Source organism: Mesorhizobium sp. RCAM 06353, assembly GCF_059683585.1.
Map to the genome: position 1 here is coordinate 2941422 of NZ_CM185031.1, position 15046 is coordinate 2956467.

Genomic DNA, 15046 nt, shown 5'->3' on the forward strand with positions numbered 1-15046 from the left:
TGGTCGCGCCAAAACAAATCATTGGTTGAGGACGCCGCCGCTGCGATAATCGCTTGCAGAAGGCAGCGCTCCGGGGACCGTCCATGATACTTTACAGCATGATCGACAGCGGCAATTGCTACAAGCCGCGCCTGCTGATGGCCAAGCTTGGCCTCGCCTTCACCACGATCGAGGTGAGTTCGCATACCGGCGACACACGAAAAGCGGATTTCGTCGCCAAGAATCCGAACGCCATGGTGCCGCTGCTCGAGCTCGACGACGGCCGCCGGCTGGCCGAATCCAACGCCATCCTGCTCTATCTCGCCGAAGGCACTCGCTTCCTGCCGGCGGACAAATATGAGCGCGGGCTCGCCTTTCAATGGCTGTTCTTCGAGCAGTACAGCCACGAGCCCTATATCGCCGTGCGCAAGGCGCTGCTGACCTTTCCCGAACGCGCTGGGGATGCGACGCCGGAGCGGCTGGCGGTGACGCTGGAGCGCGGCAACAAGGCGCTCGGCGTGATGAACGCATATCTGCAGAACAACGCCTTCTTCGCCGGCAACGCTTTCAGCGTCGCCGACATCGCGCTCTATGCCTACACGCACACGGCAGAGCAGGGCGGCTTCCAGCTCGACGCCTATCCGGCCGTCGTGGCCTGGCTCGGCCGCGTGGAGGCGGATCCGGGGCATGTGCCGATCGGGTGGGTGGGTTGACGGAGCGTCCTTCTCCCCGTTCACGGGGAGAAGATGGCGGCAGCCAGATGAGGGGCGGCGCCAGCCTTCGTTATGCTTGGCTCTGCGATCGTTCCTCTTGAGATGCCAGCGCTGCCCCTCATCGCCCTACCGGGCACTTCTCCCCGTAAACGGGGAGAAGGACGCTGTGGTCCAGACAACAAAAAGGCGGGATAAATCCCGCCTTCCCATCCTTGGTAGCCTGATCGGGAGCGTCCGGTCCGGGCTGGCAGCCATCTGCTGTTCCAGCGTGTCGGGTCTTTCCGCTCCGGGCGCGCTTCTCGCGCGACCGTCAGTACATCCGTGACTTGCCGCACGCCCCGGGCTCTCGCCCGGCGCGCGCCATTCGCAAAATCAGGCTGCCTTGCTCAGAGAACCAGCGGACGACTTGCCAGTGCGGCGGTCCTGCTCGATCTCGAAGTTGATCTTCTGGCCTTCGACCAGGGTCGACAGTCCAGCACGCTCGACTGCGGAGATGTGAACGAAAACGTCCGCGCCGCCCGCGTCAGGCTGGATGAAGCCGAAGCCCTTGGTGGCGTTGAACCACTTGACCGTTCCAGTTGCCATTTTAGATAGTCCTTCAACATTTGCTTTAGTTTGACCAGACCAATGTCCAGCCGGTGTGCATCGAGATTTTGGAGATAGACGTCAGCAAACGCGAAGATCGCGAGGCCCGGATCGATCGGCCGAAATATCAATGGGGCTGATATAGGCTGGTTTCGCAGCAAAAACAAGACTGCGTGAGAAAGCCGTGATGCGAAGACCGCCCAACGGCCGCCCCAATCTGGTGAAACCGTTGCTGCAGATCGCTGTCCCTGGGGCGGCGGATCAGGGGAGGAGACCATGAAAACCATAGTGCTTGCCGCCTGCCTGACGCTGGTGGCCGCCGAGGCGCAGGCGATCTCGCGCTACGACCCGACGCATATGAGCTGCGGCAAGGTGCAGTCGACGATCGCGCGCCAGGGCGCTGTCATCCTGCGCTACCAGTCTACGCGCGTGCCGGGGCTGCCGCTCTACGACCGCTATGTGCAGAGCCAGCAATTCTGCACCATGGGCGAGGTGAGGGCGCGCGCCTATGTGCCGAGCGCCGACACCAAATCCTGCCCGGTCTACAACTGCAAGCGGCCGGACAATGACCGGCATTTCCGCCGGCGGTTCTTCCACAACAACTAGCGGACACATCAACCGGAGCCGGAAGCCTTCGCTCAGGCGAACAACTGCGCCTCCGGGGACAAAATTGCTTTCAATCTTGGATGTGTTCCATGAGCATGGACACGAACCGCGTCACCTTTTGCGGGCGAAAGCGCGCCGCCGGATAGACGACGTGAATGCCACCGGAGGGCAGCGTCCAGTTCGGGAGCATATGGACGAGACGGCCCTGCGATAGATAATCGACGACCAGATAGTCCGGCAGAACCGCCAGTCCGCCGCCGGCAAGCGTCGCTTCCAGGACGGCCGGGGTCGAGTTGATGGAGAACGTCTCGCGCATGGTGATGGTGCGCCGCTCGAAATCGCCTCGGCTGAAGCTCCAGGTGAACGGCTTGCGAAGGACGGAATTGGCAACCAGCGGCAAGGAAGAAAGGTCTTCCGGTTCGTCTACCTTGACCCCGGCGGCGAAATCCCGCGATGCGACCAGGATTTGCCGGAAGGTGCCGATGCGCCGCGCCTGCTGGCTGGAGTCTTCCAGCCAACCGACCCGGATGGACAGGTCTATCTTGTTGCCGATCAAATCAATTATCGCATCGGAAATGAACAGTTCGACGCCGCAGGCCGGAAATTTCTGCCGAAAGCGCGCGGCAATCGGGGCCAGCACGATCGCGCCATAGTCGTTGGAAGCGGAAACGCGCAGCACGCCGGCCACTTCGGTGTTGCCCTCGCCAACCTCGGCGACGGCCTCTTCAACGTCCCGCAGGATCAGGACGCAACGTGCATGCAAAAGACGGCCTGCTTCGGTCGGCTCGAGCCTCCGCGTCGTGCGCACGAGAAGCGTGGTCTGCAGTTCGGCTTCAAGGCGGGCGACCTGTTGGCTGACGACGGCTTTCGTGATGCCAAGCCGCTCGGCTGCCCGGGTAAACGAGCCTGCGTCGATGACCGTAGCAAAATAGGCGAGGCGGTTGAGGTTGATCGGTTCCACGGGACGCCGTCAGTTTTATTGTAAGTCTACAGCATACAGTCTGTATTATTGCATGATATTTATCAATTAATCCAGGGGCGTTATCTCTGCGCTGTTCTCTCCATCGGGGGCGCAACCGTGGCTTGCGCTCTTCCAGTCGGACAGCTGGCCACGCCACGCGGCCTGACCCCATTTCAGTCAAAGGAGCTATTCCATGTTCACGAGGAGACAGATCATGAAGACCTCATTGGCCCTCGGCGCAACCGCCGTATTCGCCGCCACCGAGCGCGGCCAGGCCGCCGGCGCCACGCTTGGCTGGAAACATTTCCCGGCCGGTCCGAACGGCTTCTTCCGCGCGCCTGTGCTGGTGTCCGGGCCAAGCGAGGCCCTGCTGATCGACGGCGGCTTCACCTATCCGGACGGCAAGGCGCTCGCCGAGGCCATCAAGGCCACCGGCAAGAAGCTGACGACCATCTATGTCAGCCAGTCCGATCCCGATTACTACTTCAGCCTGAAGCCGGTGCGGGAAGCCTTCCCGGAGGCAAAAGTGATTGCTGCCTCCGCCACGCTCGAAGCCATCAAAGGCAGTGTGGAGAAAAAGCTCGCGGTCTGGGGCCCGCAATTGAAGGAAAACGGCCCCCAGGCGCTGTCCGACATCGTTCTGCCCGAAGCATTCGACGGCCCAACGCTTACCGTCGACGGCGAGACGATCGAGATCGTCAATGCGGAAGAAGGACTTGCCAATCGCCGGTACCTGTTCGTGCCGTCGCTCAATGCCGCGTTCGGCGGGGTGATGATCTTCGCGGGCGTTCATGTCTGGACCGCCGACACGCAGACCAGGGAAAGCCGTGCCGCCTGGGTCAAGACGCTGGAGGCGATTGCCGCCCGCAAGCCTGCCGTGGTGGTGCCCGGCCATATGGCCCCCGATGCCGCGACCGGTCCTTCGGCGGTGGAATTCACCAAGTCCTATCTTCTCACCTTCGAGGAAGAACTGAGCAAGGCGGCCGACAGCGCCGCGCTAAAGGCCGCCATGGAGGCCCGCTTCCCCGGCCTCGGTATGGGCGTCGCCCTCGATATCGGATCCAAGGTCGCCAAGGGCGAGATGAAGTGGGGCTGACATAGCGACGAACCTCGACTTGATCCGCGGGACCTAGGAGGGAACCTCCGAGGAGGACGGCCGCAATCTTCTGGCCGTTCTTCCCCTGACATCGAATGGTCGGCGGTTCAGAACCCGAAGGACACCTGCGCCGGCGGCGGCGGGCCGACGCGCACGCCTTCCATGGCCAGCATCTTCTCCTTGGTGACCGAGCCGCCGGGCGCCGAGAAGCCGCCGATCTTGCCGCCGGCCGCCAGGATGCGGTGGCAAGGAATGACCAGCGGCACCGGATTGGCGCCAAGGGCAGCGCCGGTTTCGCGCGGCAGGCCGGGCTGGCCGGCGCGCTTGGCGAGTTCGCCATAGGTGGTGGTTTCGCCATAGCCGAGCTTTCGCGCCGCGTCGTAGATGGCGAGGCGGAAATCATCGACGCCGTCGAGATCGACCGGAACATTGGTGAAGTCGACGTCCTCGCCGGCGGCATAAGCCTTGATCGAAGCGATTAGCTCGACCACCCATGGCGGCTGCGCCGTGGAGGCGGAAACGCCGGCGTGGCGCATCAGCCGCCGTTCCACGGATTCGCGGCTGCGTTCGGGCAGGCAGAGCCGGATCAGGCCCTTTTCGCTCCAGGCGATGCCCATGAAACCGATCACTGTTTCTAACACTGCGTGGCCGGCTGTGATCGAAGCTGTCGTTTCCATGATGCGTTCCTTTCCGCAAAGTGGCGAAAACCGGGATTCCGTCCGGTACATATCAGGAACAATATGGCAGTTCGGCCCGAGTCCCGCCACCCGAAAACCACCTGATGGCCCCGATTGCCGGCCCTGAATCGCTGGTGTAAGGGATTTCTTAACACCCGACGAACCGGACCCGTGCGCGGCTTGCCAGCAAAACATACCCTTATCGCGATCGGCGTGATCCTGGCGGCGGCCGGCATCAGCGGCTGCACCTCGACCTCGCAGATGAAGGCAGCACCTGCCCTGACCGAAACCGCGACGGTTGCCGGCAGCGATGCCGGCTTCACCATTCCGCTGCCGGAGACGGTTTCGGTGCTGCCGCAATCTTCGGGCATCGCCCCCGTCCAGACGGCTGAGTTGACAACTGCTCCGACGACCGCGCCAGCGCTTGATCCCGCCGCCCAGCCGGTTGCCGCGACCGCGGCCTTTGCCGGGGCGACGCCGACGGTACCGGCCGTGCCCGCCGTGATGACCGCCAATGCCCGGCAGGCGCCGCCGCCAAGCAAGGCCGGCCAGCCGGTCAAGGCGGCGCAGACATACACCACCGCCGGGCTCATCGTGCCGGCAGTCGCCGGCAGCGGCCAGAAACTGCCCGGCGTGCAGCAAGTGGCCTATGTCGTGCCGCAGAACCCGGCTGCCCTGGTGCAGTTTCCGTCCGCGCCGCTCAGCCCTGCCGCTCCGGAAGAGCACACTGGCATGCGCGGTGACGTCGACCGGCTGATCGTCAAATACGCCGCCCTCTACCAGGTGCCGGTGGATCTGGTGCGCCATGTCGTCAACCGCGAGAGCACCTTCAATCCCAAGGCCTACAACAATGGCCATTGGGGGCTGATGCAGATCAAGCACGCGACGGCGCGCGGCATGGGCTATGACGGGCCGGCCAAGGGCCTGTTCGACGCCGAGACCAATTTGAAATACGCGGTCAAATATCTGCGTGGCGCCTGGCTGGTGTCGGACGGCAACGCCAAGAAGGCCGACTGGCTCTACCAGACCGGCTATTATTTCGACGCCAAGCGCAAGGGCTTGCTAGAGGCGACCGGCCTCGGCACCGACCGCAAGCGGCACCGCCTGCAGCCCGACGCCTGAGCGCGATGCCCGAACCGCGCCCGCCGGCCCTGAACGACATCCGGCTGCGCAAGATCCTCGACGAGACGCTGGTTGCACCGCACTGGCCGGATGGTTTTACCATGCGCAGCTTCGAGCCCGGCGACGCGCCGCCATTGCACGCGCTGCTGAGCGAGGTGTTCGACGACGGCACCGACGGCCCGTTCGACGAATGGTGGCCGCGCATTTCCGATGACCCTGAATTCGACCCGGCGCTGTGTTTCCTCGTCATCGATGCCAAGGGCCGGCTGGCGGCGGCAGCGCTTTGCTGGACGCGTGCTTTCGTCAAGGATCTCGCCGTCCACCCAGAGGCGCGCGGCAAGGGCATTGGCGAGGCGCTGATGTGGCAGGCTTTCGCCGCCTTCCGCGACCGTGGCGCCGCCCATGTCGACCTCAAGACCAACACGGTCGAGAACGCCGCCGCTGTCAGGCTCTACGATCGGCTCGGCATGTTCGAGGTGGATTGGTACTCCTGACTAGATATCCGGCGCGTTGCCGATCTTTTTCTTGAGTTCCAGCGCCCAGGCGCGGCCTTCATCACCACCCCACAGCAGCCAGGCTATGTGGCCGGCCGATGGATTGTCCTCATTGCCGTAATTCTTCCCGCGCTTGTCGACCTCGTGGCGGGCGAAGTAGCTGACCATGCGGCGGATGGTGGACGGGGCGAGCTTATCGCGGTTCTTCAGCTCCGTTGCCCGCGCCACGCCAATCTCGGTGCCGCCACGCCCGAATTGCTTGCGCAGCCTCAAGCCCTTGGCGGCATTGTCGGCCACCACTTGCGGGCAGCGCAAGTCGATCTCGTCGTCGTGCATTTTGTCTCCCCAATCTGCTACCCCTAGCCGACGGGAGCAATGCGGGAAAGGCGGTCGGGTTCCGCGGCGCGAAAGAAACTATCCACCAAGGCGGCACGTCGCATCTTGCCCGAGGCGGCCCCGCGGTTAAGCTTCGTCTCGACTGAAACAGGAGGAAACATGATGCGGCTTCTGCTCTCCAGCCTTGCCACCCTGATCCTTGCCGCGCCGCTCTTTGCCGGCGTGGCGCATGCAGCCGACGACTGCGCCAACGCGTCGGACCAGGCCACACTCGACGCATGCGCCGGCAAGGATTTCGATGCGGCCGACAAGAAGCTCAACGATGCCTACAAGCAGATCACGGACAGGCTGAAGGACAATGCGGCGTCGAAGAAACTGCTGGTCGACGCGCAGCGCGCCTGGGTCGCCTTCCGCGACGCCGAATGCAACTTCCAGGGCGGCCCGGCCGAAACTGCCGGCAGCGTCCGCCCGATGGTGGTCGCCAATTGCCAGGCGGGATTGACCACCCTCAGACTGAAGGATTTTCAGGACTATCTCCATTGTGAGGAAGGCGTGCTGGACTGCCCGGTGCCAGCGGCGCCGTAGGGTTTGTCCGCTCTCGCGCGAAACGGGATCCTTCATCCGCAAGAATGTCGGGACCGGTCGTGGTGAAACGTCCTTGGGTCGTAGAGCAACCGCGCCGGGACGCCGGCGCGACGACTTAAGGGAGCCGACCATGATCACCTTTCCCAACGAATCCGCCAGATATCGCACCGCCCGCGAAAAGCTGTTGAAGAAAGAAATCGAGCTGCGCCGCGCCATGGAAGCCGTGGCCGAGGCGCGGCGCGCGCTGCCGCCGGGCGGGCTGATCCGCCAGGATTATGTCTTCGACACGCTCGGCGCCGACGGCAGGCCGGCGAAGACAAAGCTGTCGGAGCTGTTCGCGCCGGGCAAGGATTCGCTCGTCCTCTACCAGATGATGTTTCCGCGCCATCCGCAGGAGACGCGCGATGTGGCGGCGAGCGGCGGCACGGCGAAGCTCGCCCGGCCGGACCAGCCATGCCCGTCCTGCACGGCGCTGCTCGACCAGTTCGACGGCGCCGTCGGCCACCTCGAAGCCGCCGGCTTCAATTTTGTGGTGGTGGCCAAGACCGGGCTCGAAAACCTGGTCACGCTCAGCCGGGATCGTGGCTGGAAGCACATGCGGCTGGTGTCGTCGGCCGCCAACAGCTTCAAGCGCGACTACAATGCCGAGACGGCTGACGGCGCGCAGATGCCGCTGCTGTCGGTGTTCCACCGCGATGGTGACGGCATCAGGCATTTCTGGTCGTCGGAGCTTGGCTTCGCGCCACCCGAACCCGGCCAGGACCCGCGCGCCATCGGCACCTGCGAGATCCTGTGGAATCTGATGGATTTTACGCCGGAGGGCAGGCCGGACTGGAGGGAGCAGCTGCAGTATGGGTGTTGCCATTGAGGGGTGGTGCGGCAATCGCACCTGACGGACGCCGGGCCATCCCTCGCTTCGTCATCCACGGGCGGAGCAAGGAGCGAAGCGACGCGGCGCAGACCCCTGAGCTGCTCCGCAGCCCAAGGGATCCATGCCGGGACTCCTGAGCGTTGCGACGGTGCGGAATCTGCGCCGCTGTGCCTCTCGTTGATGTCGCGGCATGGATCCCAGGGTCTCCGCGACGCCGCTTCGCGGCTGCTTCGCCCTAGGATGACGAAGTCGTGGGCGCTTCGGCCAATCTCCGGCGATTGCAACAGCCTGGCAAACCCGCGCCGCAAGGTGGCTCTGTGCCTCCGCCTTTCCTGCATTAGACTGCGCCCACCAAATCGAGGGAGTACCCATGCCCAAGATCGACCTCGCATCCGTCCGCATCCGCAAAGGCTCCGGCTACCCCGCGCCCTTCGACGCGCCTTGCGCCACCCGCACGCGCCAGCGCCTCGGCGATGCCGGCGGCCTGACCGATTTCGGCGTCAACCTGATGACGCTCCCGCCCGGAGGCTGGTCGAGCCAGCGCCATTGGCACAGCCATGAGGACGAGTTCGTCTATGTGCTGGAAGGCGAGTTGACGCTGGTCGAGGATGGCGGCGAGACGCTGCTCCGGGCGGGCGACTGCGCCACCTTCGCCAAGAACAGCGGCAACGGCCATCACATGATCAACCGGTCGACGGTCACGGCGCGCTACCTGGAAGTCGGCTCGCGCAACCCGGACGATGTTATTACTTGCTCCGACATCGACATGATGAGCCCGAGTTCGGATGGACGGTTTTTGCATAAGGACGGCACGCCCTATCCGGGGCAGGGGTGAAGCCAATCGCACAGGGCGGCGCCAGCCCCCGCTCCGTCCCGGCTTCGCCGGGCCACCTCTCCCCATTTCATGGGGGCGAGGAAACGCCAATCTCGGAGGCCTCGGCCTTCGTTGAAAAGTCTGGGTTCCTCGCCCCCACAAAGTGGGGGAGAGGTGGCCGCGAAGCGGACGGAGAGGGGGAGCGCCCTATCCGATTTGCCGGGGCGATAGCCGCTGGACCATGCCTCTCCGCTGGCGTTCACCCGCCGGCAAGATAAGCTCCTTGCCAACCCAGGGAGCATCACCATGAAAAAACAAGTCATCGAAGTACCGGTCATGTCGGCCAAGGTTCGCTCTCTCGGCCTGCCGTGCTCGACAGCGGTGAGGGCCAACGGCTTCGTCTTCATCTCGGCGACGCCGCCGGTGGACATGGTGACCGGCGAGATGGTGCGCGGCGATATCGAAACGCAGACCGAGGCGTCGCTGAAGGCGCTGAAACATTGCCTGGAAGCGGCCGGCACCTCGCTGGACAATGTGGTGATGGTGCGCATCTACGCCGTCAATTCCGGCTTCTACAACGCCATCAACCGGGTCTATGCCAAGTATTTCTCCACCAACCCGCCGGCGCGCAGTTTCGTGCCGGTGGCGTCATGGCCGATGGAGTTCGATATCGAGATTGAGTGCGTGGCCGTGGCGTGAGTTTTGCTTCTCTCGTCGTAACCTCAAGGAGATCGTCATGAGCAAGGAAATCGTCGAAGTGCCGGTGCTGTCGGCGGCGGTGCGCGCGCTCGGCGTGCCGTTGTCGCTGGTGACCAAGGCCGCTGGGCTGGTCTTCGTCTCCGGCACGCCACCGCTCGATCTTGCGACCGGCAAGCTGGTCAAGGGCGACATCGAGGTGCAGACCGAGGCGTCGTTGAAGGCGCTGAAACATTGCCTGGAAGCGGCGGGCACCTCGCTGGACAAGGTGGTGATGGTGCGTATCTACGCCGTCAATGCCGGCTTCTACAGCGCCATCAACCGGGTTTACGCGCGGTATTTCCCCGAAAACCCGCCATCGCGGACGTTTGTGCCGGTGGCGTCGTGGCCGATGGAGTTTGATATTGAGATTGAGTGCGTGGCGGTGGCGTGAGAGTCCAAGAGACACCTCTACAAGCTTCTCTCATCGGTAGGCAATGGCAAAATGAAGGACTTGGTGATCATGCTACATCCTACATCGCGCGTCTTGGACTCGTTAACCATTTGATAGCTCTGGAAATCAATAACCAACACACAAGCATGTAGTGATTTGGTGACTGATTTCTGTGTGGGATTGCTTTTAAAGCCGAGATGGGTTACATGATTCCTACTCTTGCCGGGATGGGCTTATATGGCTGCCAATTTTTCAGAAGCTGAACTCACCGCGTTGACCGTATTGCTTGCTCGCGTGGTCGAAGGCGAAAACACGAAGAAACAGATCGCTGACCAGCGGAAGGTCTTGGACGAGGCCTACAACGCTGCCGAGACGCAGCGGTCTGCTGCCTTTAAGGCGTTCACGATTTTCGGGTTCGATATGTCTATCGAGAAGCCGTGGGAGCCAGTCAGGGAGGTGATGGGGGAGGCTTGGCAGGAGGGAGTTAGAATGGCTCGTCAGAGGCTGGCAGTCCCGGCTGAGACTGCGAAACCCGATGCCGAAGATGAGACGGTGAAATCCGATGCCAAAGATGCGACTGCGAAACCCGATGCCAAAGATGAGACGGTGAAACCCGATACAAAAAACGCTGAGGAGGGCGACGCGCTTCCGGCTGAGCCCAAGATAGACGATGATATGTCCGCTGAAGACGATACTCTTGGTGTAGAGCCTCAGCCGACGATCCGCGAAATCGTAGTTGCTCAGCTGTCCGCTGCCGGAGACGCGGGCATGAAGGCCGCCGATATCCGTAAGATTATCGAACAAACGTATAACCAGACCGTGCACGAGAAGACGGTTGGCATGACGTTGTACCGCCTCTCCAAGGACGGACTGTCCCGTCGCGAGGGGCGCATATGGTTCTCCGTTACGCCGTCGGCGGAAAAGGAGAACCCCGGCGGTGACACGCCGGGGTCCAACGAAGGTGCTTTCAGCTAAGAAAGGAGGTGCGTGATGTGGTTCATCGCCCGGACATTATCTTGAACCTGATTTCCGGGAAGGTGGGGTTTTACCCCGCCTTCTCCCGATGCCCCTGTAGCTCAGTTGGATAGAGCACCGGTTTCGTATCCGGCGGTCGCGGGTTCAATTCCTGCCAGGGGCTCTCCCTTATTAACCGCTTATAATCTAAGGCGATTTTATCGCTAAGTCAAGGTTTGGAGGGATTTGGTTTCTTCTTGGTCTTCAATAGGGTACCGGCGGCGCGGTCGAAATCGCCGCCGGTTTCGTCCGCTCCAAGCTCTCTCGCCATTTCGGCAAAGCGGGTCTAAAGAAGGTCTGGGTCAATCCCCCACTGCATTTATTTTGGCGGAGAGAGTTCGCTTGCGGGCACTATCGTAGCCCTTATAAATAGCGAACTGCACAAGCGTTTTCCTCCCGCAAAAACAGGCCAAGAAGTAGTTTGCCCTAAGCAAAATACTCCTGCAGCGGCCTGACCTCCAGGCTCCCTGCCTTCAGCGCCGCAATCGCTTCCGCCACCGCGGCCGCACCCGACAGCGTCGTGTAATACGGCACTTTCTGCATCAGCGTCGCGCGGCGCAGCGACTTCGAGTCCGACACCGCCTTCTGGCCATCCGTGGTGTTGAAGACGATCTGCACCTGGCGGTTGCGGATGGCGTCTTCGATGTGGGGGCGGCCTTCCAGGACCTTGTTTATTTTCTCGGCCACCACGCCGTTTTCGGCGAGGAAGCGCTGGGTGCCTGACGTCGCCAGCACCTTGAAGCCGAGGCCGGCCAGGCGCTTCACCGCCGGTAATATGCCCTTCTTGTCCTCGTCGCGCACCGAGACGAACAGCGTGCCGGAGCGTGGCAGGTCGACGCCGGCGCCGAGCTGGCTCTTGGCGAAGGCCAGCGCGAAATCGCGGTCGAGGCCCATGACCTCGCCGGTCGAGCGCATTTCCGGACCGAGCAGGATGTCGACGCCGGGGAAGCGGGCGAAGGGGAAGACGGCTTCCTTGACCGCGATGTGGCCGGGATTGCGCGGGTCGGGCATGGCGCCGTAATGGGCGAAGGCGTCTTCCAGCGTCTCGCCGGCCATGATGCGGGCGGCGATCTTGGCAATGGGACGGCCGATGGTCTTGGCGACGAAGGGCACGGTGCGCGATGCGCGCGGGTTGACCTCGAGCACATAGACCGTGCCGTCCTTGATCGCGTACTGCACGTTCATCAGGCCGCCGACATTGAGGGCGCGGGCAAGAGCCGCCGTCTGGCGCTCCAACTCGTCGACCAGTTCCGAAGGCAGCGAGTGCACCGGCAGCGAGCAGGCGCTGTCACCCGAATGGATGCCGGCCTCCTCGATGTGTTCGAGAATGCCGGAGACGAAGGTTGCCTTGCCGTCGCAGAGGCAGTCGACATCGACCTCGATGGCGCCCGAGAGATAGGTGTCGAACAAAAGCGGGTTCTTGCCCAGCAGCGTGTTGATCTGGCCGGTCTTGTCGTTGGGGTATTTCTGCTTGATGTCCTCCGGCACCAGGCCGGGCACGGTGTCGAGCAGGTAGGATTGCAGCATGCTTTCGTCATGGATGATCTGCATGGCGCGGCCGCCGAGCACATAGGACGGACGCACCACCAGCGGGAAGCCGAGCTCGCCGGCGACGAGACGGGCCTGCTCGACCGAATAGGCGATGCCGTTCTTCGGCTGGGTCAGGTTGAGCTTGTGCAAGAGCTTCTGGAAGCGGTCGCGGTCTTCGGCCAGATCGATCATGTCGGGAGAGGTGCCGAGGATCGGGATGCCGGCCTTTTCCAGTGCGTCGGCGAGTTTCAGCGGCGTCTGGCCGCCGAACTGGACGATGACGCCGACCAGTTCGCCCGAGGCCTGTTCGGCGCGCAGGATCTCCAGCACGTCTTCCGCCGTCAGCGGCTCGAAATAGAGCCGGTCCGAGGTGTCGTAGTCGGTCGAGACCGTCTCGGGATTGCAGTTGACCATGATCGCTTCATAGCCGGCGTCGCGCAGCGCAAAGGCGGCGTGACAGCAGCAATAGTCGAACTCAATGCCCTGGCCGATGCGGTTCGGCCCGCCGCCAAGGATGACCACCTTCTTGCGCGACGAGACCTGCGCCTCGTTGGCGAGGCTGCCTGCGAACGGCACTTCATAGGTCGAGTACATGTAGGCGGTGGGCGAGGCGAACTCGGCCGCACAGGTGTCGATGCGCTTGTAGACGGGATGAACGTCGAGCTTGTCGCGGATCCTGGAAATTACTTCGGCATCGGTCTTCGTCAGCGACGCCAGGCGGGCGTCCGAAAAACCCATCGCCTTCAGCATGCGCAGATTGACGGCATCCTGCGGAATGCCGTGTTCGCGGATGCGGGCTTCCATGGCAACGATGCCGGCGATTTGCTCGAGGAACCACGGGTCGATCTTGCACATGGAATGCACGTCTTCGAGCGAGGTGCCCATACGGATCGCCTGCGCCACCATGCGCAGCCGGTCGGGCGTCGGCGTGCCGAGTGCGGCACGGATGGCGTTGCGGTCGTCGGCGTGGTTGGCCGCCACGGCACCGTGGCCGAGGCCGGGGATCTCGATCTCGTCGAGGCCGGTGAGGCCGGTTTCGAGACCACGTAGCGCCTTCTGCAGCGATTCCTGGAAGGTGCGGCCGATGGCCATGACTTCGCCGACCGACTTCATGGCGGTGGTCAGCACCGGCTCGGCGCCAGGGAATTTCTCGAAAGCAAAGCGCGGGATTTTGGTGACGACGTAGTCGATCGACGGCTCGAACGAAGCGGGCGTGGCGCCGCCGGTGATGTCGTTCTCCAGCTCGTCCAGCGTGTAGCCGACGGCGAGTTTTGCCGCGATCTTGGCGATCGGGAAGCCGGTCGCCTTGGAGGCCAGAGCGGACGAGCGCGAGACGCGCGGGTTCATCTCGATGACGACGAGGCGGCCATCGGCCGGGTTGACGGCGAACTGCACGTTGGAGCCGCCGGTCTCGACGCCGATCTCGCGCAGCACCGCGATCGAGGCGTTGCGCATCATCTGATACTCTTTGTCGGTGAGCGTCAGGGCAGGGGCGACGGTGATCGAGTCACCGGTGTGGACGCCCATCGGGTCGATGTTCTCGATCGAGCAGACGATGATGCAATTGTCCGCCTTGTCGCGGACGACCTCCATCTCATACTCCTTCCAGCCGAGTACGCTTTCCTCGATCAGCACTTCGGTGGTCGGCGAAGCGTCGAGGCCGGACTGGACGATGTCGTAGAATTCGGCCCTGTTGTAGGCGATGCCGCCGCCGGTGCCGCCCATGGTGAAGGACGGGCGGATGATGGCCGGCAGGCCGACATGGTCGAGCGCCTGGGCGGCGATCGCCATGCCATGGCTGATATAGCGCTGCTTGCGGTCGCCTTCGCCGAGGTTCCAGCGGGTTTCCAGCGCATCGAGCGCGGCGTCGAGATCGGCCGGGGCCTCGGCCTTGACGGCGGCGCGCTCGGCCTCATGCATCTTGCGGTCGGTGTTCTTGACGTCGGTGGCGTTGGCCAGCATCGACTTCGGCGTTTCCAGGCCGATCTTCTTCATCGCCTCGCGGAACAGCGCGCGGTCCTCGGCCTTGTCTATCGCCGTGGCGTCGGCGCCGATCATCTCGACATTGTAACGCTCGAGCACGCCCATGCGGCGCAGCGACAGTGCGGTGTTCAGCGCGGTCTGGCCGCCCATGGTCGGCAGCAGCGCGTCGGGCCGCTCCTTGGCGATGATCTTGGCGACGACCTCGGGGGTGATCGGCTCGATATAGGTGGCGTCGGCCAGTTCCGGGTCGGTCATGATGGTGGCCGGGTTGGAATTGACCAGGATGACGCGGAAACCCTCTTCCTTCAGCGCCTTGCAGGCCTGGGTGCCGGAATAGTCGAACTCACAGGCCTGGCCAATGACGATGGGGCCGGCCCCGATGATCAGGATCGACTTGATGTCAGTGCGTCTTGGCATGGCGAAGTTCCGTTTGGCGGGCGGCTTGCACAAAAAACCGGGACGGGAAGACCCGGCCGGTTGTGCTCGCGATTCTGGTATCAGGCTAGGTGGGCCTTATAGGGAAGAGTTTTGGCGGATGTAACCCCGAAAAT

16 protein-coding genes and 1 tRNA gene are annotated in these 15046 nt (G+C 63.2%); 12 read left to right on the top strand and 5 right to left on the bottom strand.

The features are described 5' to 3' along the window. The first annotated feature begins 83 nt into the window (after window positions 1–83). The gene (locus tag AC56QX_RS13980) at window positions 84–692 is read left to right on the top strand and encodes a glutathione S-transferase family protein (RefSeq protein ID WP_497116680.1); all 609 of its coding nucleotides are present in this window, start codon (window positions 84–86) and stop codon (window positions 690–692) included. A 372-nt stretch (window positions 693–1064) separates the two neighbouring features. On the opposite strand, the gene AC56QX_RS13985 is transcribed toward AC56QX_RS13980, so the two are convergent. Then, window positions 1065–1277, bottom strand: a complete 213-nt coding sequence (locus AC56QX_RS13985; protein ID WP_010910991.1) for a cold-shock protein — start codon at window positions 1275–1277, stop codon at window positions 1065–1067. Between the two features lie 276 nt (window positions 1278–1553). Between AC56QX_RS13985 and AC56QX_RS13990 the strand changes: the two genes are divergently transcribed. Beyond that, complete coding sequence (locus tag AC56QX_RS13990; protein ID WP_477223506.1) at window positions 1554–1883, top strand: hypothetical protein; 330 nt, start codon at window positions 1554–1556, stop codon at window positions 1881–1883. Window positions 1884–1953: 70 nt separating this feature from the next. Here the strand turns inward: AC56QX_RS13990 and AC56QX_RS13995 are convergent, their stop codons facing one another. Then, on the bottom strand, window positions 1954–2844 hold the full coding sequence (locus AC56QX_RS13995; RefSeq protein ID WP_497116681.1) for a LysR family transcriptional regulator: 891 nt from the start codon (window positions 2842–2844) through the stop codon (window positions 1954–1956). A gap of 193 nt (window positions 2845–3037) precedes the next feature. On the opposite strand from AC56QX_RS13995, the gene AC56QX_RS14000 reads away from it, so the two are divergent. Further along, window positions 3038–3940, top strand: coding sequence for an MBL fold metallo-hydrolase (locus AC56QX_RS14000; protein ID WP_497116683.1), 903 nt, complete (start codon window positions 3038–3040; stop codon window positions 3938–3940). Between the two features lie 107 nt (window positions 3941–4047). On the opposite strand, the gene AC56QX_RS14005 is transcribed toward AC56QX_RS14000, so the two are convergent. Beyond that, window positions 4048–4617: a methylated-DNA--[protein]-cysteine S-methyltransferase gene (locus AC56QX_RS14005; RefSeq protein WP_202352987.1), complete on the bottom strand. Its 570-nt coding sequence runs from the start codon at window positions 4615–4617 to the stop codon at window positions 4048–4050. Window positions 4618–4797: 180 nt separating this feature from the next. On the opposite strand from AC56QX_RS14005, the gene AC56QX_RS14010 reads away from it, so the two are divergent. Beyond that, entirely contained in the window at window positions 4798–5739 is a 942-nt protein-coding gene (locus AC56QX_RS14010) for a transglycosylase SLT domain-containing protein (protein ID WP_497116684.1), read from the top strand. A 5-nt stretch (window positions 5740–5744) separates the two neighbouring features. Continuing rightward, a complete protein-coding gene (locus AC56QX_RS14015) occupies window positions 5745–6233 on the top strand; it encodes a GNAT family N-acetyltransferase (protein ID WP_497116686.1) in 489 nt (162 codons plus the stop codon). Here the strand turns inward: AC56QX_RS14015 and AC56QX_RS14020 are convergent, their stop codons facing one another. After that, the gene (locus AC56QX_RS14020) at window positions 6234–6569 is read right to left on the bottom strand and encodes a hypothetical protein (RefSeq protein ID WP_497116688.1); all 336 of its coding nucleotides are present in this window, start codon (window positions 6567–6569) and stop codon (window positions 6234–6236) included. Window positions 6570–6728: 159 nt separating this feature from the next. Here AC56QX_RS14020 and AC56QX_RS14025 point away from each other — a divergent pair, with 159 nt between their 5' ends. From AC56QX_RS14025 to AC56QX_RS14055, 7 genes are all read left to right on the top strand, one after another. Then, entirely contained in the window at window positions 6729–7154 is a 426-nt protein-coding gene (locus AC56QX_RS14025) for a lysozyme inhibitor LprI family protein (RefSeq protein ID WP_497116689.1), read from the top strand. A gap of 130 nt (window positions 7155–7284) precedes the next feature. After that, window positions 7285–8022 carry a DUF899 family protein gene (locus AC56QX_RS14030; RefSeq protein WP_497116691.1) on the top strand — a complete coding sequence of 246 codons (738 nt, stop codon included), beginning with the start codon at window positions 7285–7287 and terminating at the stop codon, window positions 8020–8022. 373 nt (window positions 8023–8395) lie between these two features. Further along, complete coding sequence (locus AC56QX_RS14035) at window positions 8396–8860, top strand: cupin domain-containing protein (protein ID WP_497116693.1); 465 nt, start codon at window positions 8396–8398, stop codon at window positions 8858–8860. A gap of 285 nt (window positions 8861–9145) precedes the next feature. After that, window positions 9146–9538 (top strand): RidA family protein, encoded by a 393-nt coding sequence (locus AC56QX_RS14040; RefSeq protein ID WP_497116695.1) that lies wholly within the window; start codon window positions 9146–9148, stop codon window positions 9536–9538. Window positions 9539–9575: 37 nt separating this feature from the next. Beyond that, complete coding sequence (locus AC56QX_RS14045; RefSeq protein ID WP_497116696.1) at window positions 9576–9968, top strand: RidA family protein; 393 nt, start codon at window positions 9576–9578, stop codon at window positions 9966–9968. 237 nt (window positions 9969–10205) lie between these two features. After that, entirely contained in the window at window positions 10206–10943 is a 738-nt protein-coding gene (locus AC56QX_RS14050; protein ID WP_497116698.1) for a hypothetical protein, read from the top strand. Between the two features lie 90 nt (window positions 10944–11033). After that, window positions 11034–11106 (top strand) — tRNA-OTHER (locus tag AC56QX_RS14055). Window positions 11107–11408: 302 nt separating this feature from the next. Here the strand turns inward: AC56QX_RS14055 and carB are convergent. Next, entirely contained in the window at window positions 11409–14912 is a 3504-nt protein-coding gene (gene carB / locus AC56QX_RS14060) for a carbamoyl-phosphate synthase large subunit (protein ID WP_497116699.1), read from the bottom strand. Window positions 14913–15046 lie beyond the last annotated feature (134 nt).